Raw genomic sequence first — 23,790 nt, forward strand, 5'->3', positions numbered from 1 at the left:
GGTGCGGCCAGGACACTCCGGTGCCCCCGGAAACGGTGGATCATCCGTTTCCGGGGGCACCAACGTGGTGTACGGCATGTGTGCGAGACAATGGCGGCATGGAAATGCCGAGGAATGACCGGTCGCAGGAGCATCCGCAGGTCCTTGTCGTGGGCCAGGACGGAATGGCTGTCGGCGGCGGTGCCAGTGACGACGAGTCGCGCGAGGTCCCGGTGACGGAAATGGTCGAACAGCCCGCGAAAGTCATGCGCATCGGCAGCATGATCAAGCAGCTTCTGGAAGAGGTCAGGGCGGCTCCCCTCGACGAGGCGAGCCGGGTCCGGCTCAAGGAGATCCACGCCAGCTCCGTCAAGGAGCTGGAGGACGGCCTCGCACCGGAGCTGGTGGAGGAGCTGGAGCGGCTCTCCCTGCCGTTCACGGACGACTCGGTGCCCTCCGAGGCCGAGCTCCGGATCGCGCAGGCCCAGCTGGTGGGCTGGCTGGAGGGCCTCTTCCACGGCATCCAGACCGCGCTGTTCGCCCAGCAGATGGCGGCCCGCGCCCAGTTGGAGCAGATGCGCCGTGCGCTGCCGCCCGGGATGGCCCACGAGGACGAGGAGGGCGGCGGGGACCCGCACGGCCCGATCCGCTCGGGCCCGTACCTGTAGTCCTGTCCGCAGCCGACCGGTGGGGCCCGGCACACACCGAGGCGGTGTGTGCCGGGCCCCACCGCGTTTCTGCGCGTCCGGTCCTGCTACGCCTCCGACGTGAGCAGCAGCACCTTGCCGATGTGGGCGCTGGACTCGAGCACCCGGTGCGCCTCGGCGGCGTCCCGCATCGGAACCGTACGGTCCACGACGGGCCGGACCACCCCGTCGGCGATCAGCGGCCACACGTGCTCGCGTACGGCGGCGACGATCGCGGCCTTCTCGCCGAGCGGGCGGCCCCGCAGGGAGGTCGCGGTGACGGCGGCCCGCTTGTTCAGCAGGGCGGCGAGGTTCAGCTCGCCCTTCACCCCGCCCTGGAGCCCGATGATCGCGAGACGCCCGTTGACGGCGAGCGCCTTCACGTTCCGCTCCAGATACTTGGCGCCGACGATGTCCAGGATGACGTCCGCCCCGGCCCCGTCGGTCGCCTTCGCCAGCTCCTCGACGAAGTCCTGCTCGCGGTAGTCGATGAGGATGTCCGCGCCGAGCTCCGCGCACGCGGCGAGCTTCTGCGGGCTGCCCGCCGTGACGGCCACCCGGGCGCCGACCGCCTTCGCCAGCTGGATCGCCATGGTGCCGATCCCGCTGGAACCGCCGTGGACGAGCAGGGTCTCGCCGGGGCGGAGGTGGGCGATCATGAAGACGTTGGACCAGACGGTGGCGGCCACCTCGGGCAGCGCCGCCGCCGTCGCCAGATCCACACCGTCCGGTACGGGGAGGAGCTGGCCCACCGGTACGGCGACCTTCTCCGCGTACCCGCCGCCCGACAGCAGCGCGCACACCGCGTCGCCGACCGCCCAGCCGGTCACCCCCGGGCCGAGCGCCGCGATCCGGCCCGCGCACTCCAGACCGGGGTAGGGGGAGGCACCGGGCGGCGGGTTGTAGAAGCCCTGCCGCTGGAGCACATCGGCACGGTTGACGGCACCGGAGACGACCTCGACGAGCACCTCGCCCTCGCCGGGTACGGGATCGGGCACCTCGGCCCAGACGAGCGCCTCGGGGCCACCGGGTTCGGGGATCGTGATCGCATACATGGCCGCGAGGCTACTCCCGCCGCCCCGGTCTGCGGTGCCACCCGCCGGTCAGGAGCGGTGCGGCGGCATCGGCAGGTGGGGCAGGGACGGGCCGGAGGGTCCGGACGGTCCCGAGGGGCCGGAGCCGGGCGGCGGGGTGGCGCGCACGATGGTGATGACCCGGTCCGTCAGCTGCAACGGGCTGGCCGCCGGGTCGTCGTAACCGAGCAGCCGGTGCCCGCGCAGCACGCTGACGACCAGGTCCTCGGTCTCCCGGACGCTCTTGCCCACCTCGGCCTTTATCACCGGCCGTTCGACAAGGTCGAGGCCGCTGCCCTGCTGGATCAGGTCCTCCATCACCGTGCCCGCGCTCGGGCTGAGGACGGAGAGCCCGAGGAGCCGTCCGGCGGCGCTGGCGCTGGTGATCACCGCGTCGGCACCGGACTGGCGCAGCAGCGGCGCGTTCTCCTCCTCGCGGACCGCCGCCACGATCTTGGCCCCACGGTTCAGCTGACGCGCGGTCAGCGCCACAAGCACGGCGGTGTCGTCGCGCTGGGTGGCGATGATGATCTGACGCGCCTTCTGGAGCTCGGCCCGCAGGAGCACATCGCTGCGGGTGGCATCGCCGAGCACGCCGGTGAAGCCCTCGGCGTTGGCGGCCTCGATCACCTTGGAGGCCGGATCGACAATGACGATCTGCTCCTTCCGCAGGCCGGTGGCGCAGAGGGTCTGGATCGCCGAACGGCCCTTGGTCCCGAAGCCGACGACGACGGTGTGGTCACGCAAGTTGGATCTCCAACGCTTCAGCCGGAAGTCCTCGCGGGTCCGTTCCGTGAGGACTTCGAGAGTGGTCCCGACCAGGATGATCAGGAACATCACGCGCAGCGGTGTCACGAGCACCACGTTGATCAGCCGGGCGCCGTCGCTGTACGGGGTGATGTCGCCGTACCCGGTGGTGGAGAGGGTGACCGTCGCGTAGTAGACCGCGTCCAGCAGATCGACCTCGCCGTCGGCGTTGTCGTTGTAGCCCGCGCGGTCGAGCCAGACGATCAGCACCGTCGTGGCCAGCACGAGCAGCGCCATCAGCAGCCGCTTGCCGACCTGCCGCGCGGGGCCGTCGACGACCCGCCGGGGAAGCATCACCCGGGTCGGTACGACATGTTCGTCGGCCCGCCTGGCCATCGCGTCCTGGCCGGGAAGTTTCACGTGAAACACCCTTCCGTCCACGGCGCCGCCGGGGCCCATGGGAGATCGAGGATCTCCACCTCGGTGCCGGACCGTACCCCGCCGGCCGGGACGACGGCCAGCCCGTCCGCCGCCGCGATCCCGCGCAGCATGGCGGGGCCGTTGTAGCGCAGGGGCGCCACATGGTCCCGGCCGCCCGCCCGGCCCGCGCGGTGGACCACGGGGACGAGGCGGGTGTCATGCGGATGTCCGGGCACATCGGCGTGGACGAGGGCCCGGTACGCGTCCTGGGCCGGACGGCCCGCGAGCCCCGCGAGAAGCGGTTCGGCGAGGGTCAGGAGCCCGGACACGGCCGCGAGCGGATTGCCGGGGAGGCCGACGATGTGCGGCCCCTCGGGGGAGAGGCGCGCCAGCAGCATGGGGTGGCCGGGGCGTACGGCGACGCCGTCCACCAGCAGTTCCGCGCCGAGGTCTGCCAGAACCGGGTGGACATGGTCGACCGGGCCGGACGCGGTGCCTCCGGTGGTGATGATCACATCGGCGTCGGAGGCGGTGAGGGCCTCGCGCAGGGCCCCGGCGTCGTCCCCGAGGCGGCGGGGGGCCGAGACCTCGGCGCCCAGGGCCCGCAGCCAGGGGCCGAGCATCGGGCCGAGGGCGTCGCGGATGAGGCCGTCGTGCGGGAGGCCCGAGGCGAGGAGTTCGTCACCGAGGACGAGGACGTCGACGCGGGGGCGGGGGACGGCGGGCAGGGCGTCGTACCCGGCCGCCGCCGCGAGCCCGAGCACCGCCGGAGTGACGACCGCTCCCGCCGGTACGAGGTGGTCGCCCGCGCGGCACTCCTGGCCCCGGGGCCGGATGTCCTGCCCGGTGACGACGGGGCGCCGGGCGGAGAGCAGCCCCCTGGCCGGGTCGACGCGGGCGTGTTCGCTGCGGACGACCGCCGTGGTGTCGGCGGGGGTACGGGCTCCGGTGGCGATGCGTACGGCGGTGCCGTCGGGGAGCGCGTCGGTGGCGGGCCCGTTCCCCGCGAGCAGCCCCGCGCCCTCGTCGAAGCTCCAGGGGCCGGGCCCGGCGACGGCCCAGCCGTCCATGGCCGAGGTGTCGAAGGGCGGCAGATCGGTGAGCGCGCCCAGCGGCTCGGCGAGGACATGGCCCAGCGCGCGGTCGAGCGGCAGCCGGATCGCGGCCGTCGGCCCGCCCCGCCCGGCCCGCGCGGCAACGTCCCGCGCCCGGTCCCAGGGGAGGTCGTGCGCGGGGGACCTCGGGGCGGATGCGGGTGCGGGAGCGGGTTCGTGGGTGGGCGTGGAGCGGGGAGCGGCGGCCGGTGCGGGGCCGTCGGGTGCGGACTCGGTGTACGGGGAGGGGACCGCGTACGGGGACGGGCCCGGCTCGTCCGCCGCACCCGGGGCCCCGATGGGTGCCTGGCCGCGCGGCGCCCGGCCGTTCATCCGCTCGCCGGGGCGGCCGGGAGTGTGGCCGACGGCCCGGGTGCGGTCGTGTCCGGGGGCCTGGACGTGGTCATGTCCGGCGGGTCGGGTGCGGTCGTTTCCAGGGGCCCGGGTGCGGTCGTGTGCGGGGGCCTGGGTGCGGCTGCCCACCAGCGCCAGGGCCTGCTCGACGGCCAGCTCTTCGGCTTCGGCTTCGGCCGCCGCCGCACGCGCCGCAGCGCTGTCGGGGGCGGTGGTTCCGGCCGGCCCCGTCGGGCCGGTCCGGCCGGTCGCGCTGTTCCCACCGGGCACGCCGCCGCCGGACAGGTCGTCACCGAACAGGTCACCGTCGGACAGGTCGACGCCGGACGGATCGTCACCGCCGCCGAACACGTAGCTGCCGGAAAGCCCGTTCCCCGAGTCGCTGCCGGAAAGGCCGTCCCCGGTCATGGCGTCCCGGCCCCTTCGCCGCCCGGTTCCGCCCGGGGTCCCTTCTCCGCCGCCTCGGCCTCCCAGCGCAGGGCGAGCGCGGTGGCCTTGCGCGCGGCCTCGGCGACCGCCGCCGCGGCTTCCTCCGGCCCGGCACCGGCGCTCGCCCCGGCCGCCGCGTACCCGACCAGGAAGGTCGTGAGCGGGGCGGCGGGCCGGGCGACCCCGTGCGCGGCGTCGCGGGCGAGGTCGAGCAGGACATCGGTGTCGACGTCGAGTTCGATTCCCAGTTCGTTCTTGACCGAGGTGATCCATTCGTCCAGCACGGCCCCATGCTCCCTGATCCGGGCCCGGGCGGCGGCGATGTCCTCCCAAGTGTCGCAGTCGAACGCGGCGTGGGGCCCGGCGTCGACCCGGGCGAGATCCAGCTCCCCGGTCAGCAGCCGGAGCGGCAGCCCGGCGAGGGAGCCGTGCTCGGTGGCGAGCAGGGCCAGCTCGCGGCGGAGCGGCTCCGCGCGGTAGACGGCGACGAGCGGCTGGTCGCGGCCGTCGGGGTCGGTGCAGAGCGCGCCGTCCCGGCCGTCCTCATCTGCGGCGGCGAGGAGCGCGCCGACCGTGGCCGGGCCCAGGAACGGAAGGTCGGCGGAGAGGACGAGAACGCGCTCCGCCGCCGTCAGCCGCACCCCCGCTCCGAGGGCCGCCAACGGGCCGCCGCCCTCCGGTACTTCGCGCGTCCAGACGACCGGCCGGGAGGTGGGCCTGCGACCGCCCACCACGACGGTGGTGCCCGCGCCGGGGCAGGCCGCGAGGACCCGGTCGAGCAGCGTACGGCCGCCGACGCGCACGGCCGGCTTGTCGGCGCCGCCGAGCCGCTTGGCGGCTCCGCCGGCCAGAACGATCACGTCATGGGCGGTCATGCGTCGAGTATGGGCGGCGCCCCGGACCGACGCCCCCTCCGGGGTCGGCTCAAGAGGCTGGTCCGAAGGGGAGCGCCCGCTCCGGAGTGGGCCCGAGGGGCTGGTCCGGAGCGAGCGCCCCTCCGGATGGGCTCAAGGGCCGGGTCCGGATGGGAGCGTCCGCGCGGTGACGGGTCACCGGGCGGCGCGACGGCGGGCTCCCGGGTGAGCGGCGGGAGCCCGGGCCGCTTACAGGGTGCGCAGCAGCACCGCGGGCTGCTCGACGCAGTCGGCCACGTACCGGAGGAATCCCCCGGCCGTTCCGCCGTCGCACACCCGGTGGTCGAAGGTGAGCGAGAGCTGGACGACCTGACGTACGGCCAGCTCACCGTTGTGCACCCAGGGCTTGGGCATGATCCGGCCGACGCCGAGCATGGCCGCTTCGGGGTGGTTGATGATCGGCGTCGAGCCGTCGACCCCGAACACCCCGTAGTTGTTCAGCGTGAACGTGCCGCCGGTCAGCTGGGCCGGGCTGAGCTTCCCGGTCCGCGCCAGCTCGGTCAGCCGGGCGATCTCGGCCCCGATCGACTCGGCGTTGCGGGTGTGCGCGTCCCGGACGACCGGGACGACGAGGCCCCGCTCCGTCTGCGCCGCGAACCCGAGGTGCACGCCGGGCAGGCGCACGATCTCCCGCGCGGCCGTATCCACGGTGGAGTTGAGCTCCGGATACCGGGCCAGCGCCGCCGTGCAGATCCTCGCCAGCAGGGCCAGGACCGACACCTTGGGCCCGCCGGAGGGGCCCGAAGCGGCGTTCATCGCGGCCCTGGCGGCCATCAGCTCGGTGGCGTCCGCGTCGACCCAGCAGGTGGCGTCCGGGATCTCGGTCCGGCTGCGCGACAGCTTGTCGGCGACCGCCCCGCGCACCCCGCGCAACGGAATCCGCTCGGCGTCCTGAGCCGCCGCGCCCGCCCGGACCGCCGTCGCCTCCGCCGCGACGGACGCGGCAGCCGTACGGGGCTCCGCCTCAACGGCCTCGCCCGCCCGCCGGATCGCGGAATCGACGTCGGAGCGCAGGATCAGCCCGTCGGGCCCGGACCCCGTCAGCCGCCGCAGATCGATCTCGTGCTGCCGGGCCAGTCGGCGTACGAGCGGGGAGATCACGGCCACGGGCCCCGGCCGGCCGTTCGCCTCACCGTTCACCTCACCGGCTGCTTCACCGGCCCCGACCGGCGCGGAACCGGACACGAAGACCGAGGCCGCGGCGGGCGCGGGGGCCTGGGCAGCCGCAGGAACGGCGGGTGCGGGAGCGGCGGTGGCACCGACCCGCTCGGGCCGGATGCGCCGACGCCGGGCGGCCGGCGCGCCGGTCCCGTACCCCACGAGCACGTTCCCGGAACCGGCGGAAGGCTCGTCCACGGCGGACGACGCCCCGTCCTCCCCGGAGGAGGCGGGAGAGGAAGAGGCAGGGGCCTCCGTCGCGCCCACCGCGACCGTCAGCAGCGGTGCCCCGACCGGGAGTTCCGTCCCCTCCTCGCCGAAGCGCGCGGTCACCACGCCCCCGTAGGGGCAGGGGACCTCCACCATCGCCTTGGCCGTCTCGACCTCCACGACGGGCTGGTCGATGGCGACGACATCGCCGACCTCCACCAGCCAGCGCACGATCTCGGCCTCGGTCAGCCCCTCACCGAGGTCCGGCAGCTTGAATTCGAGCACCTGGGCCATCAGCTGTCCGCCTCCCACTGCAACCGCGCCACCGCGTCGAGCACCCGGTCCACTCCCGGCAGATGGTGCCGCTCCAGCATGGGCGGCGGATACGGGATGTCGAAGCCCGCCACCCGCAGCACCGGGGCCTCCAGGTGGTGGAAGCACCGCTCGGTGATCCGGGCCGCGATCTCGCCGCCGGGGCCCCCGAAGCCGGGGGACTCGTGGACGACGACCGCGCGTCCGGTGCGCCGCACCGAGGCGGCCACCGTCTCGTCGTCGAACGGCACCAGCGAGCGCAGGTCCACGACCTCGAGGTCCCAGCCCTCCGCGACGGCCGCCTCGGCGGCCTCCATACAGACCGGCAGGGAGGGCCCGTACGTGATCAGCGTGGCGCTGCGCCCGGTGCGGCGGACCACGGCCCGGCCGATCGGCTCAACCGCCGCCGGGGCCTCGGGGGACCAGTCGGCCTTGGACCAGTAGAGCCGCTTGGGCTCCAGGAAGACCACCGGGTCGTCCGAGGCGATGGAGGCCCGCAGCAGGCCGTACGCGTCGTCCACCGTGGCCGGGGTGACGACGTGCAGGCCCGGGGTGGCCATGTAGTACGCCTCGGAGGAGTCGCTGTGGTGCTCGACACCGCCGATCCCGCCGCCGTACGGAACGCGCACGGTGATGGGGAGCGGCATGGCTCCCCCGGTGCGGTTGCGCATCTTGGCGACATGGCTCATCAGCTGCTCGAACGCCGGGTAGGCGAACGCGTCGAACTGCATCTCCACCACGGGCCGCAGCCCGTACATCGCCATGCCGACCGCAGCCCCGAGGATGCCCGCCTCGGCCAGCGGGGTGTCGGTGCACCGGTCGTCACCGAACTCCTTGGCCAGCCCGTCGGTGATCCGGAAGACCCCGCCCAGGGTGCCGACGTCCTCGCCGAGCACATGCACGGTGGGGTCCTCGGCCATCGAGTCGCGCAGGGCGCGCCCGAGGGCCTGCGCCATGGTGGCCGGTTTCGCCTTCGCCGTACGGCTGCCGGCCTTCGTCGCCGCCGTGGTCATCGGCCCGCCTCCGCGCTGTGCTCGTGGTCCTGCTCGGCGTCCAGCTCGGCACGCAGGGCGGCGGCCTGCTCACGGAGCTGGCTGGTCTGCTCCGCGTACACATGGGTGAAGAGGTCCATCGGGGTCAGCTCCGGATCGGCGTTCATCCGGTCGCGGAGGGCGGCGGCCATGCGCTCGGCGGCCTCCTTCGCCTGCTCGATGCCCTCGTCGTCGAGGAGCCCGCGCCCGGTCAGCTCGCGCTCCAGGAGCTGGACCGGGTCGTGCGCCCGCCAGGTCTCGACCTCGCTGTCGACCCGGTAGCGGGTGGCGTCGTCGGCGTTGGTGTGGGCGTCCATGCGGTAGGTGACGGCCTCGATCAGCGTCGGGCCCCCGCCGCGCCGGGCCCGGGCCACGGCCTCGCTCAGCACCTGGTGCACGGCGGCGGCGTCGTTGCCGTCGACCAGGCGGCCGGGCATCCCGTACCCCACGGCCTTGTGGGCGAGGGAGGGCGCGGCGGTCTGCTTGGCCAGCGGTACGGAGATGGCGAAGCCGTTGTTCTGGACGAGGAAGACCACGGGGGCCTTCCAGACGGCCGCGAAGTTCAGCGCCTCGTGGAAGTCGCCCTCACTGGTGCCGCCGTCGCCGACCATGGCGAGCGCCACCACGTCGTCGCCCTTGAGCCGGGCCGCGTGCGCCAGGCCCACCGCATGCGGCAGCTGGGTGGCGAGCGGGGTGCAGAGCGGGGCGATGCGGTGCTCACGCGGGTCATAGCCGGTGTGCCGGTCGCCGCGCAGCAGGGTGAGCGCCTCGACCGGGTCGAGCCCGCGCGCCACGGCCGCCAGGGTGTCCCGGTAGCTGGGGAAGAGCCAGTCCCGCTCCTCCAGCACCAGCGCCGCGGCGATCTCGCACGCCTCCTGCCCGGTGCTCGACGGGTAGACCGCCAGGCGGCCCTGCTTGGTCAGGGCCGTGGCCTGCGTGTTGTACCGGCGGCCGCGCACCAGCTCCGCGTGGAGCCGGAGCAGCAGCTCGGGGTCCATGTCGGCGACCGCGTCCGTACCGAGCACCCGGTAGGGCTCCGGGTCCGGGAGCAGCGGGGCGGGGTCGGTGATCGGCTTCCAGGCCGGGGGCGGCGTGGGCCGGTAGGCGGCCGCGCCGGGCAGCTCTTGGACCGTCATGGAAAGCACCTCCAGGCATCGGTGGAGATCGAGAGATCGAGGGTGTCGATATGGGTGGTGATGGCAAGAGATGTCGCGAGGGTGTCGCGGGGCGTGCGAGGCACCGGTGTGGTGTGCCTCACCTACCGATTGTTCGGTCGCGGGCGCAATTTGGCTACAGGCACCTTCAGCCTGTGGACAAACGGTTCTCCACAGCCTGGGATAGAGGCAGGTCGTCCACAACAGGGAGGCGCGGGCAGATGGCAGCTGAACAAATGGCCGACCGGGGCGAGGCTCCCGGCCAGACCGCACCCCAGACCGCTCCCCAGGCCTCGCCCCCGGCACCGGCATCGCCGCCCGCGTCAGCGGGCCCGGAGTCCGCCGCGCTCCCGCCCGCGCGCCCCCTGGACTCCATCGACCGCGACATCCTGCGCATCCTCCAGACGGACGGCCGCGCCTCGATACGGTCGGTGGCCGAGCGGGTCCATGTCTCGCGCGCCAACGCGTACGCCCGGATCAACCGGCTCGTGGAGGACGGTGTGATCCGCGGCTTCGGCGCGCGGGTGGACCACGAGCGGGCCGGGCAGGGGGCGTCGGCGTACATCACGCTCAAGATCGTGCAGAACTCCTGGCGCACCGTGCGCGAGCAGCTCCAGGCGCTGCCCGGTGCCACGCACATCGCGCTGGTCAGCGGTGACTTCGACGTCCTGCTGCTGGTGCACACGCCGGACAACCGGGCGCTGCGCGAGCTGGTCCTCACCCGTATCCAGTCGATCCCCGAGGTGCTGTCGACGCGCACCCTGCTGGTGTTCGAGGAGACGGACCTCGGCCCCCGCCCGGACCGCCCGGCGGAGCTGGCCTGACCTGACCGGGGCGAACGGGACGGCGGGGCTCAGCGGCCCCCGGTCGCCCGCATCCCCTCGAAGGCGAGCTGGACGACCGTGTCGGCGAGCTGCTCCTCGCCCGGGAAGCCGCCCGGCTGCGGCCGGTACCACTCGACCAGCGAGTTCACCATGCCGAAGAGCAGCCGGGTGGCCAGGCGTATGTCCACATCGGCCCGCAGGTCCCCGTCGGCGACCGCGGCCTTCAGCAGCTCCGACACCCGCTGGTCGAACTCGCGCCGCCGCTCCAGCGCCCATCGCTCGGTCTTCGTGTTGCCGCGTACGCGCAGCAGCAGCGTGACGTAGGGAACCTCCGCCATCAGCACCTCGACGGTCCGGCGCGTGACGTACTCGACCCGCTCGATCGCGCGCCCGCGCACCGCCCCCGGCTCGTCGAGGATCGCGAAGAGGCCGTCGAGCGCCCGGCTCACGGCCCGGCGCAGCAGCTCCTCCTTGCCCGCCACATGGTGGTAGATGGAGGACTTCGAGATGCCTGCCGCCCTGGAGAGATGCTCCATGGAGGTGCCGTCGTAGCCGCGCTCGTTGAAGACACGAACAGCGACGGTGAGCAGAGTCTCCGGGGTGTACGTGTCCCGCTTGGCCGTGGTCATGTCCGCGATCCTCCCCCATGAGGCACGGTCCCCGCACAGGCGGGGACCACCGAAGTTGTCCACAGGTTCCCCGGGGCCCCTTGTCCCGACCGATCGTTCGGTTACGCTGACTCCGTCCGTACGTCCCCGCCCGGCTCGATGAGGAGTTGGTCCGCCATGGCCGCCGCGCTCACCCCCCAGCAGCTGTCCGAGACCCACCGGCCCACGCTCGACCAGGCCCTCGACGCGATCAGTACGCGCGCGTACTGGTCGCCGCACCCCGAGCACCCGAAGGCGTACGGCGAGGGCGGCGCCCCGGGCAGCCTGGGGGCGGCCGAGGGCAGGGCAGCGTTCGACGCGGTGCTGAACGCCCGGTTCGACCTGGACCAGCCGGGCACCGACGGCTGGACGGGCGGGGAGGTCTCGCCGTACGGGCCGGAGCTCGGCGTCGAGTATCCGCACGCCGACATCGACGTCCTGCTCCCGGCGATGCGGGCCGGTACGGGCGCCTGGCGGGCGGCGGGCCCCGAGACCCGGGCCCTGGTCTGTCTGGAGATCCTGTCGCGGATCAGCGCCCGCACCCACGAGCTGGCGCACGCCGTCATGCACACCAGCGGCCAAGCCTTCATGATGGCGTTCCAGGCGGGCGGCCCGCACGCGCAGGACCGTGGTCTGGAAGCCGTCGCGTACGCCTACCAGGAGCAGACCCGTACGCCGGGGACGGCCGACTGGTCCAAGCCGCAGGGCAAGCGCGATCCGCTGAAGCTGACCAAGTCGTTCACCACGTCCGGGCGCGGGATCGCGCTGGTCATCGGCTGCAACACCTTCCCCACGTGGAACGGCTACCCGGGCCTGTTCGCCTCGCTCGCCACCGGCAACCCGGTGCTGGTGAAGCCGCACCCCAGGGCCGTGCTGCCGCTCGCGCTCACCGTGCGCATCGCCCGTGAGGTGCTCGCCGAGGCGGGCTTCGACCCCAACCTGGTCGCGCTCGCCGCCGAGCGGCCCGGCGAGGGCATCGCCAAGACCCTCGCGGTCCGCCCCGAGATCCGGATCATCGACTACACGGGCTCCACCGCCTTCGGCGACTGGCTGGAGGCCAACGCACGCCAGGCGCAGGTCTACACGGAGAAGGCCGGGGTCAACACAATCGTCGTCGACTCCACCGACGACTACCGGGGCATGCTCGCCAACGTGGCGTTCTCCCTCTCGCTCTACAGCGGCCAGATGTGCACCACCCCGCAGAACCTGCTGATCCCCCGGGACGGCATCACCACGGAGGACGGCGCCAAGTCGTACGACGAGGTGGTCACCGACATCGCGGCGGCCGTCACCGGCCTCCTCGGCGACGACGCCCGCGCGGCGGCCCTGCTCGGCGCCCTGGTCAACCCGGACGTCAGGGCCCGTGTCGAGGCGGCCGGTGAGCTGGGCGAGGTGGCCCTCCCCTCCCGTACGGTCGCCAACGCCGAGTTCCCCGACGCGGTCGTCCGTACGCCGGTCGTCGTCAAGCTCGACGGGACGAAGACCGACGAGGACGCGGCGTACCTCTCGGAGTGCTTCGGCCCGGTCTCCTTCGCCGTGGCGGTCGAGTCGACGGACGCGGCTCTGGAGCTGCTGCGCCGCACGATCCGCGAGAAGGGCGCGATGACGGTCGGCGCCTACACCACCTCCCCCGAGGTGGAGAGGGCGATCGAGGACGTCTGCCTGGATGAGTCGGCCCAGCTCTCGCTGAACCTGACCGGCGGGGTCTACGTCAACCAGACGGCCGCCTTCTCCGACTTCCACGGCTCCGGCGGCAACCCGGCGGCCAACGCGGCCCTGTGCGACGCGGCCTTCGTCGCCAACCGCTTCCGGGTGGTGGAGGTGCGCCGCCAGGCGTAGCTAGTGGGCGTCCCGGGGGTCGGGGACATCGGCGTAGCGCTGCACCCACGCGTGCATCGCGATCGCCGCGGCGGCCCCCGCGTTGATGGACCGGGTCGAGCCGAACTGGGCGATCGAGCACACCATCGAGGCATACTCGCGCGCCTCCTCGGTGAGGCCCGGCCCCTCCTGGCCGAACAGCAGCACACAGCGGCGCGGCAGCTCGGTCCGCTCCAGGGGTACGGCGCCGGGGAGGTTGTCGATCCCGATGATCGGCAGCCCCTCGGCCGCCGCCCAGGCGGTCAGGTCCGCCGTGTCGGGGTGGTGGCGCACATGCTGGTAGCGGTCGGTGACCATGGCGCCGCGCCGGTTCCAGCGCCGTCGGCCCACGATGTGGATCTCCTTCGCCAGGAAGGCGTTGGCGGTCCGCACGACCGAGCCGATGTTGAAGTCGTGGCCCCAGTTCTCCACGGCCACATGGAAGTCGTGCCGCCGCAGGTCGAGGTCGGCGACGATCGCCTCCCGCGTCCAGTAGCGGTAGGCGTCCCCGACGTTGCGCCGGTCGCCATGGGCCAGCAGCTCGGGGTCGTAGCGCTCGTCCTCGGGCCACGGCAGCGGGTGCGGCCCGACGCCGATCCCCTGGCCGTAGCCGTCGTCGTACTGGAGGGGCTCTGGGGTGCCGCCGGTGCTGCCGGTCTCGCTGCTCACCCGACGAGCGTATGGCCCCCGCCACCGCCGTGCGGCGGGGCCTCCCCCGTACCGCCGCGTCCCTCCGGCACCGGGCGCGCGGTGGGCACCTCCGGCGGGCCGCCGCCCCCGGTGGGGCGCCACCGCCGCGGCAGCCGCCCCAGCAGCCGCTGCCGACCCAGCGCGGCCCGGCCGCCCAGCCAGACCAGGAAGGCCGTCGGCAGGAACACCGCGTCCGCCGCGATCATCGCCATCGAGAAGAACGGCAGCCCGAGCAGCAGGGCGATCCCGGCGTGCTCACCGATCATGATGACCAGCAGGACGTTCTTGATCCGCCGGTTGAACAGGGTGAACGGGAACGCGACCTGGACGATGACGGTCGCGTACGTCAGCACCATCACCATCAGCCCGCTGGAGGCGAGCACGTCCGACAGGGCGGGCCACGGGGTGAAGTAGTCGAGCTTGAGCGGGTAGTAGAGCGCGGTGCCGTCCTGCCAGCGCGAGCCCTGGATCTTGTACCAGCCGGCGGTCGCGTAGATCAGGCAGACCTCGACCATGATCACGACGAGCGTGGCGTTGTGCAGGAGGTTGGCCAGCACATCGAGCAGGGCGCGCGGCTGCCCGTACGGCGCGTGGCGGTTCACGGCCCACCAGGCGGCGGCGGAGAGCCAGAGCAGCCAGAGCAGCACCGGGAGCCACCAGGTCCCGCCGAGGCCGTCCATCAGGGTGGCCCCCAGCAGGACCGGGCCGAGGACAGCCCAGAGCACCGGGCCCGCGATGTCCCGCCGGGGCGGCAGGCCGAGCGCGCCGCGCTCCGCGTCCCGGGCCGCGCGCCGGGCGTCCAGCGACCAGACCTGGGCGCAGCGCGTCAGCACGAGGTAGATCGCCATCAGGTGGATGACGTTGTCGCCGCCGTCGCCCATGAAGACGCTGCGGTTCTGTACGGAGAGCACGCCGACCATGAAGAGGACCGACATGGTCCGGGTGCGCCACCCCAGGAGCAGGGCGGCGGCGGAGAGCAGGGTGAGCGCGTACACCGTCTCGAACCAGAGCGCGCTGTCCGACCAGAGGAGCACGGAGAACGCGTCGTTGCCCGCCGTGAGCTGCCGGGCCAGGTCCCAGTGCCACGGGCTGTCGGGGCCGTACAGCTCATGGCGGTGCGGCAGCTCGCGCAGCAGGAAGAAGAGGTAGGTGGCGGAGAAGCCGATCCGGATGACGGCGCTCTGGTACGGGCCGAGGGCGGACGCGGTGATGCGCTGGAGGCCGCGGGCCAGGGCCGTCCCGGCGTCGGCGATCCGGTCGGGGCGCGGGGCGGCGGTCACTGGGTCCCCTCCTCGCCGCGCGCCGTGTCACGCGGGGCGGGCAGATCGTCGGGGGTCACGTCCCACCAGGGGAGTACCCGGTAGTCGGTCCGGGGCTTGGCCTTCTCGGTGGACCACGAGGGCGGGGGGATGAGGCTGGTGGCCGACCTCATCTGGATGCGCTCGACCGTGCCGCCGAGGTCGCGCTCGCTCAGCCGGAGCATCGCGATGCGCCGGACGTAGCGTTCGGAGAGGTCGCCGCGCAGGCCGTTGGGGCGGTTGTCGCTGTCGTGCGAGTTCACGTAGAAGTCCCAGCCCCGGCGGAGCTCGTTCTGGTTCACATGGCTGGGCAGGAGGCTGCCGCGTATCGCGTCGCCGTCCTGGCGGGAGAGGCTCATCCAGCCGGTGGTGCGGCGCCCGTCGGGCCCGGCCACCTCGGCACGGACATGGACGGCGATGTTCTGCTGGAGCGGGTTGGGGGCGAAGAGCTTCCAGTTCTGCTCGAACTCCGGGTAGATCCAGTCGTCGACCGTCTTGCCGTGCTGCTTGGTCAGCGTGTTGGAGGGGGCCACGTGCAGGAAGACCATCGCCACCTGCGCGCAGGCCAGCAGCCCGATGAGGGAGAGGGCGAGGGCGGCGACGACCTGGTAGCCGAACGAGAGCCCGGCTATGCCCGGACCGGCGGGGCGCCCGCTGCCGGGGAGGGGCCCGCCGCCGGGGAGTACGTCGCCGGGGTGCCCGGCTCCCGGGGCCCTGCCGGTGTCCGTGCCGCCGGAATGCCCGGTGCCGGAAGCCCCGCCGGCCAAGCTCCCGTCGTGGTCCGAATCCATCCCGCCCCGTTCACCGTCGAGCACCACTCAGTTATCCACAGGGTTGACACCCTACGGGCCGTCGACCGACCATTGAAGTCAGTGAACCGAACGATCGGTCGGTAGGGAGCCCGGGATGGCGGCAGTGACTGCGGAGCAGAAGACGCAGAGCACCTCAGGCACGGCGAAGGGGACGGGAACGGCGGCGGGCGCGGCCGCGGACCCGGCGGACGCGGCACGCCTCGCCGCCTTCGACGCGGCCGTGGCGGCCGACGACCGCATCGAGCCGCGCGACTGGATGCCCGAGGCGTATCGGGCCACGCTGGTCCGCCAGATGGCCCAGCACGCCCACTCGGAAATCATCGGCATGCAGCCCGAGGCCAACTGGATCACCCGCGCGCCCTCGCTGCGCCGCAAGGCGATCCTGATGGCCAAGGTGCAGGACGAGGCCGGACACGGTCTGTATCTGTACAGCGCGGCCGAGACGCTCGGCACCAGCCGCGAGGAGCTGCTCGACAAGCTCCACGCCGGCCGCCAGCGCTATTCGTCGATCTTCAACTACCCCACCCTGACCTGGGCCGACGTCGGCGCGATCGGCTGGCTGGTGGACGGCGCGGCGATCACCAACCAGGTGCCGCTCTGCCGCTGCTCCTACGGCCCCTACGCCCGTGCGATGGTCCGTATCTGCAAGGAGGAGTCCTTCCACCAGCGCCAGGGGTACGAGCTGCTGCTCGCCCTGAGCCGGGGCACCGAGGCCCAGCACGCGATGGCCCAGGACGCGGTGGACCGCTGGTGGTGGCCGTCGCTGATGATGTTCGGCCCGCCCGACGACGCGTCGTCGCACTCCGAGCAGTCGATGGCCTGGAAGATCAAGCGGCACTCCAACGACGAGCTGCGGCAGCGCTTCGTGGACATCTGCGTGCCCCAGGCCGAGGCACTGGGCCTCACCCTGCCGGACCCCGACATCCGGTGGAACGAGGAGCGCGGACAGCACGACTTCGGCGCGATCGACTGGACGGAGTTCCAGCAGGTCCTCAAGGGCAACGGCCCGTGCAACGAGCAGCGGATCACGCAGCGGCGCAGGGCCCACGAAGAAGGCGCCTGGGTCCGGGACGCGGCCGCCGCGTACGCCGCCAAGCACACCGCCCCGTCCGCCCGGCAAACACCGGGCGCACCTCAGGCACCGCAGGCACCGCAGGCACCGCAGATGGAGGAGACGGTATGACCAGCTCGACCGACTGGCCGCTGTGGGAGGTGTTCGTGCGCTCGCGGCGCGGGCTGTCCCACACCCACGCGGGCAGCCTCCACGCCCCCGACGCCGAGATGGCCCTGCGCAACGCGCGCGACCTCTACACCCGCCGCTCGGAGGGCGTCTCGATCTGGGTGGTGCCCTCCACCGAGATCACCGCCTCCTCCCCCGACGAGAAGGACTCGTTCTTCGAGCCGGCCGCGGACAAGCCCTACCGCCACCCGACCTTCTACGAGATCCCGGACGGGGTGAAGCACCTGTGAGCGCCGCACTCGCCCTCGGCGACGACGCGCTGGTGCTCTCGCACCGGCTGGGGGAGTGGGCGGGCCACGCCCCCGTCCTGGAGGAGGAGGTGGCGCTCGCCAACATCGCCCTGGACCTGCTGGGCCAGGCGCGGGTGCTGCTCTCGCTCGTCGGTGACGAGGACGAGCTGGCCTACCTCCGCGAGGAGCGGGCCTTCCGCAACCTCCAGCTGGTCGAGCAGCCCAACGGGGACTTCGCCCACACCATCGCCCGCCAGCTCTACTTCTCCGTCCACCAGCACCTGCTGTACGAGCGGCTGGCGGCCGGGGGCGGCGAGTTCGCGGACCTGGCGGCGAAGGCCGTGAAGGAGGTCGCCTACCACCGGGACCACGCCGAGCAGTGGGTTCTGCGGCTCGGCGACGGCACCGCCGAGAGCCATGAGCGGATGCAGGCGGGGCTGGAGGCGCTCTGGCGCTTCACCGGCGAGATGTTCCAGCCGGTCGAAGGGCTGGACGCCGGGTCCGGTGTCGACTGGGAGGAGCTGGGGGCCGCCTGGCTCTCCGCCGTCACCGCCACCGTGGAGCGGGCCACGCTGACGCTCCCCACCGGCCCCCGCACCGGGGCCTGGGCGGCGGGCGCGGGCAGGCAGGGGCTGCACACCGAGCCGTTCGGGCGGATGCTCGCCGAGATGCAGCATCTGCACCGGAGCCACCCGGGGGCGTCATGGTGACCGACACCCCGCTGGAGGCGGAGCTGCGCACCCTCGCCGGGTCCGTCCCGGACCCCGAGCTCCCGGTGCTGACCCTGGCCGAGCTGGGCGTGCTGCGGGGCGTGGACGTGGAGGGCCCGGGCCGGGTGACGGTCCGGCTCACCCCGACGTACACCGGCTGCCCGGCGATCGAGGCCATGTCCGCCGACATCGAGCGCGTGCTCCACGAGAACGGGGTGCCCGAGGTCTCCGTGGTCACGGTGCTCGCACCGGCCTGGTCGACCGACGACATCAGCGCGGAGGGACGCCGGAAGCTGGCCGAGTTCGGCATAGCGCCCCCGCGCGCCCACAGCGCCGACGGCGGCCCCGTGCCGCTGACGCTCTCGGTGCGCTGCCCGCACTGCGGCTCCACGGAGACGGAGCTGCTCAGCCGGTTCTCCTCCACGGCGTGCAAGGCCCTGCGCCGCTGCGTCGCCTGCCGCGAACCGTTCGACCACTTCAAGGAGTTGTAGATGTTCCATCCGCTCCGGGTCAGCGCGATCGAACGGATCACGGACGACGCGGTGGCCGTCACCTTCGCCGTGCCCGCCGAACTGCGCGAGACCTTCCGCCACAAGCCGGGCCAGCATCTGAACGTGCGCTTCACCGTGGACGGCAAGGAGATCCGCCGTTCGTACTCGATCTGCGCACCGGCCACCGAGCAGCCCGCCGAGCCGGTGGTGCGGGTCGGCATCCGGGGGGTGGAGGGCGGGGCGTTCTCCACCTACGCCCTGAAGGAGCTGGCCGTCGGGGACCGGGTGGAGGCCATGCCTCCGATGGGCCGCTTCGTGCTGGAGCCGCGTCCGGGGCTGTTCGCGGCGGTGGTCGGCGGCAGCGGGATCACGCCCGTGCTGTCGATGGCGGCCACGCTCCTGGCGCGGGAGGAGAAGGCGCGGTTCTGCCTGATCCGCAGCGACCGCACGGCGGCCTCCACGATGTTCCTGGACGAGGTGGCCGACCTCAAGGACCGCCATCCGGACCGCTTCCAGCTGATCACCGCGCTCTCCCGGGAGGAGCAGTCGGCCGGGCTCCCCTCCGGCCGCCTGGACACCGAGCGGCTCACCGCCCTGCTGCCGGCGGTGCTTCCGGTGGCGGAGGTGGACGGCTGGTTCCTGTGCGGGCCGCTCGGTCTCGTACGGGGCACGGAGAAGGCCCTGCGCACGCTCGGCGTCGACCGGTCCCGGGTCCACCAGGAGATCTTCCACGTCGACGACGGCCCGTCCGACGTCACGGTGGTCAAGGTCGCCGCGCCCTCCGACGCCACGCTGACGGCCACCCTGCACGGCCGCTCGGGCAGCTGGCCCGTGAAGGACGCGGAATCGCTGCTGGAGACGGTGCTGCGGAGCCGCTCGGACGCCCCGTACGCCTGCAAGGGCGGGGTGTGCGGGACCTGCCGGGCATTCCTCGTCTCGGGAGAGGTCCGGATGGAGCGGAACTTCGCGCTGGAGCCGGAGGAGACGGACGCCGGTTTCGTGCTGGCCTGCCAGGCACATCCGCTCACCCCGGAGGTGGAGCTGGACTTCGACCGCTGACGCGGTTCCCGCCTCTTCCCTTCTCCTGGAACCTGTTCTACCTTGACGGCCCGTCAGGGGCGGGGCAGGACAGGTTTCGGGGCGCCAACGGGAGGCCGGGACAGTGGACTTCACCTTCACCGAGGAACAGCGGGCAGCCGTGGAGGCGGCCCGGGCCGTCTTCTCCGGCACCGCGCCCGACGGTGTGCCCAGCCCCGCCCTGACCCCGGGGGCCGTGGCCGAGGACATCGACCGGAGGCTCTGGGGCGAGCTGGCCGCCTCGGACCTGCTCGGCCTCACGCTCTCCGAGGAGTACGGGGGCGCGGGACTCGACCCGGTCGCGCTCTGCCTGGTCCTGCGCGAGTCGGCCAAGGTCCTGGCCAGGGTCCCGCTGCTGGAGAGCTGCGCGGTCGCGATGGCGGTCGAGCGGTACGGGGAGAGCGGCCTCGCGGCGGAGCTGCTGCCCCGGGCCGCCAGGGGCGAGCTGGTCCTGACCGCCGGGGCCAACGGGCGCACCGGCCACGATCCGGCCGAACTCGCCGTCACCGTACGGCCGGAGGGGGAGGGTGACGGACCCGCCGCACGGCCGGGGAAAGAGACGGACAGCCCCGGCGACAGCCCCGCCGCGCCTTCGGGCTGGGTGCTCGACGGTGTGCAGTCCGCCGTGCCCTGGGCCCAGGCGGCCGATCTGATCGCCGTGCCCGCCCGTACCGGTGACGGCCGGTCCGTCCTGGCCCTCGTGGACCGCACCCGCGAGGGCGTCACCCTCGCCGACCAGGTCTCCACCAGCGGCGAACGCCTGGCGGAGGTCCGGCTCGACGCCGTACGCATCGACGCCCGCGAGCTGATCGACGCGGCCGGGGCCTGGGAGTGGCTGCGGTCCCTGCTCACCACGGGGACCTGCGCGCTGGCCCTCGGCGTGGGTGAGCGGGTGCTCGCGATGACCGCCGAATACACCGGAAAGCGCGAGCAGTTCGGGTTCCCCGTCGCCACGTTCCAGGCAGTGGCGGTGCAGGCGGCCGACCGGTACATCGACCTGCGGGCGATGGAGGTGACGCTCTGGCAGGCCGCCTGGCGGATCTCCAGCGGCGCGGACGGCCCGCTGCCCCCGGCGGGCGATATCGCCGTGGCAAAGATCTGGGCCTCCGAGGGGGTCCGCCGCATCGTGCAGACCGCCCAGCACCTGCACGGCGGCTTCGGCGCGGACACCGACTACCCGCTGCACCGCTTCCACGCCTGGGCGAAGCAGATCGAACTCTCCCTGGGCCCGGCGGCGGCCCATGAGGAGGCGCTGGGCGACCTGCTGGCCGCCCACCCGCTGTCCTGACGCCCCCGAAGACCGGGGCCGACGTCAGAGGACGAAGGCCGAGGCCCCGTTGTCCGTGACCATCGGGCGCCCGGCACCGTCCCAGGCGAGCATGCCGCCGTCGATGTTCACGGCGTCGATCCCCTGCTGCACCAGGTACTGCGTGACCTGGGCGGACCGGCCGCCGACCCGGCACATCACATGGACGCGACGGCCGTCCTCGGCGGCCTCGGTCAGCTCACCGAACCGGGCCACGAAGTCGCTCATCGGAATGTGCAGCGCGCCCTCGACATGACCGGCCGCCCACTCGTCGTTCTCGCGCACGTCCAGGACGAAGCCGTCCGACGGCACCTCCGCGACGTCCACCGAGGGCAGCGGGGCGAAATTCATGGGTCATGCCTTCTCTCGTACGTACGCGGCCACGTCACCGGGAACGCTACTGCACCAGCTCCGCGAGCTCGGCCTCCCGCCGGGACACCTCGCCCAGCAGCTGGTCCCCGATGTCCTCCAGGAGCTGGTCCGGGTCGTCCGGAGCCATCCGGAGCATCGAGCCGATCGCGCTGTCCTCCAGCTCCTTGGCGAGCACCGTGAGCAGCTCCTTGCGCCTGCTGAGCCACTCCAGACGGGCGTAGAGCTCCTCGCTCTCGCTCAGCGCGGCCCGCTGCTGGACCGGGCCCGCCGCCCACTCCGCCGCCAGCTCCTTGAGCAGCTCGACATCACCGCGTCCGTAGGCGCCGTTCACCCGGGTGATGAACTCGTCCCGGCGCTCCCGCTCCGGCTCGTCCTGGGCCAGGTCCGGGTGGGCCTTGCGGGCCAGCTCTCGGTAGAGCTTGCGGGCCTCCTCGCTGGGCCTGACCCGCTTCGGCGGGCGCACCGGCTGCTCGGTGAGCATGGCGGACGCCTCGGGGGAGAGCCCGTCGGAGTCCATCCAGTCGTGGAAGAGCTCGTCGACGCCGGGCATCGGCATGACGATGTCCCGCGCCTCCTTGGCCTTGCGCACGTCCTCGGGGTCACCGGTCCTGGCGGCCCGCGCCTCGGCGATCTGCGCGTCCAGCTCGTCGAGGCGCGCGTACATCGGGCCGAGCTTCTGGTGGTGCAGCCGGGAGAAGTTCTCGACCTCCACCCGGAAGGTCTCCACCGCGATCTCGAACTCGATCAGCGCCTGCTCGGCCACCTGCACGGCCCTGGCCAGCCGCGCCTCGGGGCGCTGCGGGGCGTCCTGCGGGTCACCGGCTTGCCCTGTCTCCCCGGCCGGGGCGTCCTGTGCCGGTGGCACGGCGTCCTGCTGCTCGGCGGGCCGGTCGTCATCGTTCCGGGTGGGAGGCACCCCGGCGGCTTCGTGGGTCACCCGTCCAGCGTATGGCCACGACCGCCCGCCCCGTACCGCACGGCCCCCGGCCCCGGAGGAGCGGCTGCCTGCCCCGGACCCGGCCCGGAGGAAGCAGCCCCGGCCCGGGCCCGGCGGAGGCCATCGCCCGCCCCGGGCCGGGCAGAGACGGACGACCGGGCCCGCGCCCCCTCGTGTGCCGCGCTATATACCGCGCTCCGCCGCCACCCGCCCCGCCTTGATCGCCCGCTCCAGCTCCGCGTGGTCGGCCTCCGTACGGTCGGCGTAGGCCACCGCGAAGTCGGCCACCGCCGCGTCGAGCTCGTCGTTCTTGCCGCAGTAGCCCGCGAGCAGGCGGGGGTCCGCGCTGTGGGAGTGCGCGCGGGCCAGCAGGGCGCCGGTCATCCGGCCGTAGTCGTCGACCTGTTCGACGGTGAGCGCGGCGGGGTCCACGCTGCCCTTGCGGTTCCGGAACTGGCGTACCTGGTACGGCCTGCCGTCCACGTCCGTCCAGCCGAGCAGGATGTCGCTGACCACCTGCATCCGCTTCTGCCCGAGCACCACCCGGCGCCCCTCGTGGCCCGCCGGAGGCGCGTCGAAGCCGACGGCCGGCAAATGGGGCGCCAGCGCCGACGGCCGCGCCTCCTTCACCTGGAGGACCAGCGGCTCCCCTCGGTGGTCGAGCAGCAGCACCACGTACGACCGGGTCCCGACGCTGCCGGTGCCGACCACCCGGAACGCCACGTCGTGGATCGCGTACCGGGCCAGCAGCGGCAGCCGGTCCTCGGCGACCGTCGCGAGATAGCCGCCGAGCCCGGCCGCCACCGCGGCGGCCTCCGCGTCCGGCACCCGGCGCAGCACGGGCAGGGCGTCGACGAAGCGCCGGCCGCCGTCCGGGCAGTCCTCCGTGGACCGGGCGGCGAACCGGGCGCTGGTGTTCCTGCGGGCCTTCTCCGAGACCTTCTCCAGGGTGCCGACCAGATCGCGCGCGTCCGTGTGCGAGACGAGCTCCTCGTCCGCGATGGCGTTCCAGGCGTCGAGCGCGGGCAGCCGCGCCAGCAGCCGCATCGTGCGCCGGTAGGCGCCGACGGTGTCGAAGGCGGCCTTGCGGCAGGTGTCCTCGTCGGCCCCGGCGACCCGGCCCGCCAGCACGAGCGAGGTGGCGAGCCGCTTGAGGTCCCACTCCCAGGGGCCGAAGACGGTCTCGTCGAAGTCGTTGAGGTCGATGACCAGGTTGCCCCGGGCATCGCCGTAGAGCCCGAAGTTGGCCGCGTGGGCGTCACCGCAGAGCTGCGCGCCCACCCCGGTGACCGGGGTGCCCGTCAGGTCGTGGGCCATCAGCCCGGCCGAGCCGCGCAGGAAGGCGAAGGGCGACGCGGCCATCCGCCCCACCCGGATCGGAGCCAGGCCCGGCACCCGGCCCCGGTTGGACTCCTCGACGGACCGCACCGCGTCCGGGCGGCCCGGCGGCAGGACCAGCGAACCGTGCGAGGAGCGCGGCACCCGGTCGCGCAGCGCCTTGCCCGCCGTCCTCGGTGACCCGGCCCCGCCGCGCCGGGCGAACCCGGGGACGACCGGGATACGGGCGTCCGCCTCCGCGCCCCGCTGCCCCGGCGCCCCGGCGGAGCCCGTACTCCCGGCAACGACCCCGTCCATACCCGCGCCCCCGCCCCCGGCGCCTTCGACACCCGTACGGCCGTCGGAGCCCGTACCCGTACGGCCCTCGATGCTCGTGCTGCCCTCGATGACGCCCATGGAG

Annotated in this window: 23 protein-coding genes; 9 read left to right on the top strand and 14 right to left on the bottom strand. The window is 73.5% G+C overall.

All coding sequences use genetic code 11. The annotated features are described in order from the left end of the window. Nucleotides 1-98 precede the first annotated feature (98 nt). A complete protein-coding gene (locus B7C62_16630) occupies nucleotides 99-647 on the top strand; it encodes a peptidylprolyl isomerase (protein ARF73709.1) in 549 nt (182 codons plus the stop codon). Between the two features lie 86 nt (nucleotides 648-733). Here the strand turns inward: B7C62_16630 and B7C62_16635 are convergent, their stop codons facing one another. The 7 genes from B7C62_16635 to B7C62_16665 all read right to left on the bottom strand — a co-directional run bounded on the left by B7C62_16635 (nucleotide 734) and on the right by B7C62_16665 (nucleotide 9,543). Continuing rightward, complete coding sequence (locus tag B7C62_16635; GenBank protein ARF73710.1) at nucleotides 734-1,720, bottom strand: NADPH:quinone oxidoreductase; 987 nt, start codon at nucleotides 1,718-1,720, stop codon at nucleotides 734-736. A gap of 48 nt (nucleotides 1,721-1,768) precedes the next feature. Beyond that, nucleotides 1,769-2,944 (bottom strand): Ion channel protein, encoded by a 1,176-nt coding sequence (locus B7C62_16640; protein ARF73711.1) that lies wholly within the window; start codon nucleotides 2,942-2,944, stop codon nucleotides 1,769-1,771. Further along, nucleotides 2,902-4,638 carry a molybdopterin molybdenumtransferase MoeA gene (locus tag B7C62_16645; GenBank protein ID ARF77206.1) on the bottom strand — a complete coding sequence of 579 codons (1,737 nt, stop codon included), beginning with the start codon at nucleotides 4,636-4,638 and terminating at the stop codon, nucleotides 2,902-2,904. The genes B7C62_16640 and B7C62_16645 overlap by 43 nt, the downstream gene beginning before the upstream one ends. A gap of 119 nt (nucleotides 4,639-4,757) precedes the next feature. Continuing rightward, a complete protein-coding gene (locus tag B7C62_16650) occupies nucleotides 4,758-5,657 on the bottom strand; it encodes a molybdenum cofactor guanylyltransferase (GenBank protein ARF73712.1) in 900 nt (299 codons plus the stop codon). 228 nt (nucleotides 5,658-5,885) lie between these two features. Next, a complete protein-coding gene (locus B7C62_16655; GenBank protein ARF77207.1) occupies nucleotides 5,886-7,358 on the bottom strand; it encodes a branched-chain alpha-keto acid dehydrogenase subunit E2 in 1,473 nt (490 codons plus the stop codon). Continuing rightward, nucleotides 7,358-8,389, bottom strand: coding sequence for an alpha-ketoacid dehydrogenase subunit beta (locus B7C62_16660; protein ARF73713.1), 1,032 nt, complete (start codon nucleotides 8,387-8,389; stop codon nucleotides 7,358-7,360). The genes B7C62_16655 and B7C62_16660 overlap by 1 nt, the downstream gene beginning before the upstream one ends. Further along, on the bottom strand, nucleotides 8,386-9,543 hold the full coding sequence (locus B7C62_16665) for a pyruvate dehydrogenase (acetyl-transferring) E1 component subunit alpha (protein ARF73714.1): 1,158 nt from the start codon (nucleotides 9,541-9,543) through the stop codon (nucleotides 8,386-8,388). The genes B7C62_16660 and B7C62_16665 overlap by 4 nt, the downstream gene beginning before the upstream one ends. 254 nt (nucleotides 9,544-9,797) lie before the next feature. Between B7C62_16665 and B7C62_16670 the strand changes: the two genes are divergently transcribed. After that, a complete protein-coding gene (locus tag B7C62_16670; GenBank protein ARF73715.1) occupies nucleotides 9,798-10,385 on the top strand; it encodes an AsnC family transcriptional regulator in 588 nt (195 codons plus the stop codon). A 29-nt stretch (nucleotides 10,386-10,414) separates the two neighbouring features. Here the strand turns inward: B7C62_16670 and B7C62_16675 are convergent, their stop codons facing one another. After that, the gene (locus tag B7C62_16675; protein ARF73716.1) at nucleotides 10,415-11,014 is read right to left on the bottom strand and encodes a TetR family transcriptional regulator; all 600 of its coding nucleotides are present in this window, start codon (nucleotides 11,012-11,014) and stop codon (nucleotides 10,415-10,417) included. A gap of 156 nt (nucleotides 11,015-11,170) precedes the next feature. Here B7C62_16675 and B7C62_16680 point away from each other — a divergent pair, with 156 nt between their 5' ends. After that, the gene (locus tag B7C62_16680; protein ARF73717.1) at nucleotides 11,171-12,871 is read left to right on the top strand and encodes a phenylacetic acid degradation protein PaaN; all 1,701 of its coding nucleotides are present in this window, start codon (nucleotides 11,171-11,173) and stop codon (nucleotides 12,869-12,871) included. On the opposite strand, the gene B7C62_16685 is transcribed toward B7C62_16680, so the two are convergent. Genes B7C62_16685 through B7C62_16695 form a run of 3 tightly spaced genes read right to left on the bottom strand, consistent with a single transcriptional unit; the run spans nucleotide 12,872 to nucleotide 15,425 of the window. Next, complete coding sequence (locus B7C62_16685; GenBank protein ID ARF73718.1) at nucleotides 12,872-13,558, bottom strand: rRNA methyltransferase; 687 nt, start codon at nucleotides 13,556-13,558, stop codon at nucleotides 12,872-12,874. Then, entirely contained in the window at nucleotides 13,555-14,859 is a 1,305-nt protein-coding gene (locus B7C62_16690; protein ARF73719.1) for a hypothetical protein, read from the bottom strand. The genes B7C62_16685 and B7C62_16690 overlap by 4 nt, the downstream gene beginning before the upstream one ends. Further along, a complete protein-coding gene (locus B7C62_16695) occupies nucleotides 14,856-15,425 on the bottom strand; it encodes a hypothetical protein (protein ARF77208.1) in 570 nt (189 codons plus the stop codon). The genes B7C62_16690 and B7C62_16695 overlap by 4 nt, the downstream gene beginning before the upstream one ends. Nucleotides 15,426-15,783: 358 nt before the next feature. Between B7C62_16695 and B7C62_16700 the strand changes: the two genes are divergently transcribed. From B7C62_16700 to B7C62_16725, 6 genes are all read left to right on the top strand, one after another. Continuing rightward, nucleotides 15,784-16,872, top strand: coding sequence for a 1,2-phenylacetyl-CoA epoxidase subunit A (locus B7C62_16700; GenBank protein ARF73720.1), 1,089 nt, complete (start codon nucleotides 15,784-15,786; stop codon nucleotides 16,870-16,872). Further along, nucleotides 16,869-17,159, top strand: a complete 291-nt coding sequence (locus tag B7C62_16705) for a 1,2-phenylacetyl-CoA epoxidase subunit B (GenBank protein ARF73721.1) — start codon at nucleotides 16,869-16,871, stop codon at nucleotides 17,157-17,159. Before B7C62_16700 ends, B7C62_16705 begins: the two co-directional genes overlap by 4 nt. Further along, nucleotides 17,156-17,869, top strand: a complete 714-nt coding sequence (locus B7C62_16710; protein ID ARF73722.1) for a phenylacetate-CoA oxygenase subunit PaaI — start codon at nucleotides 17,156-17,158, stop codon at nucleotides 17,867-17,869. The genes B7C62_16705 and B7C62_16710 overlap by 4 nt, the downstream gene beginning before the upstream one ends. Continuing rightward, nucleotides 17,863-18,360, top strand: coding sequence for a phenylacetate-CoA oxygenase subunit PaaJ (locus B7C62_16715; protein ARF73723.1), 498 nt, complete (start codon nucleotides 17,863-17,865; stop codon nucleotides 18,358-18,360). Before B7C62_16710 ends, B7C62_16715 begins: the two co-directional genes overlap by 7 nt. Beyond that, nucleotides 18,361-19,419: a phenylacetic acid degradation protein gene (locus tag B7C62_16720; protein ARF73724.1), complete on the top strand. Its 1,059-nt coding sequence runs from the start codon at nucleotides 18,361-18,363 to the stop codon at nucleotides 19,417-19,419. It abuts the gene before it with no gap. Nucleotides 19,420-19,522: 103 nt separating this feature from the next. Beyond that, the gene (locus B7C62_16725) at nucleotides 19,523-20,725 is read left to right on the top strand and encodes an acyl-CoA dehydrogenase (GenBank protein ID ARF73725.1); all 1,203 of its coding nucleotides are present in this window, start codon (nucleotides 19,523-19,525) and stop codon (nucleotides 20,723-20,725) included. A gap of 24 nt (nucleotides 20,726-20,749) precedes the next feature. On the opposite strand, the gene B7C62_16730 is transcribed toward B7C62_16725, so the two are convergent. The 3 genes from B7C62_16730 to B7C62_16740 form a co-directional block, all read right to left on the bottom strand. Then, complete coding sequence (locus tag B7C62_16730) at nucleotides 20,750-21,094, bottom strand: sulfurtransferase (protein ARF73726.1); 345 nt, start codon at nucleotides 21,092-21,094, stop codon at nucleotides 20,750-20,752. Between the two features lie 46 nt (nucleotides 21,095-21,140). Continuing rightward, a complete protein-coding gene (locus B7C62_16735) occupies nucleotides 21,141-22,052 on the bottom strand; it encodes a hypothetical protein (protein ARF73727.1) in 912 nt (303 codons plus the stop codon). A gap of 183 nt (nucleotides 22,053-22,235) precedes the next feature. Continuing rightward, the gene (locus B7C62_16740) at nucleotides 22,236-23,687 is read right to left on the bottom strand and encodes a hypothetical protein (protein ID ARF77209.1); all 1,452 of its coding nucleotides are present in this window, start codon (nucleotides 23,685-23,687) and stop codon (nucleotides 22,236-22,238) included. Between the last annotated feature and the right edge of the window lie 103 nt (nucleotides 23,688-23,790).

Source organism: Kitasatospora albolonga (genome assembly GCA_002082585.1).
Taxonomy (GTDB): domain Bacteria; phylum Actinomycetota; class Actinomycetes; order Streptomycetales; family Streptomycetaceae; genus Streptomyces; species Streptomyces stephensoniae.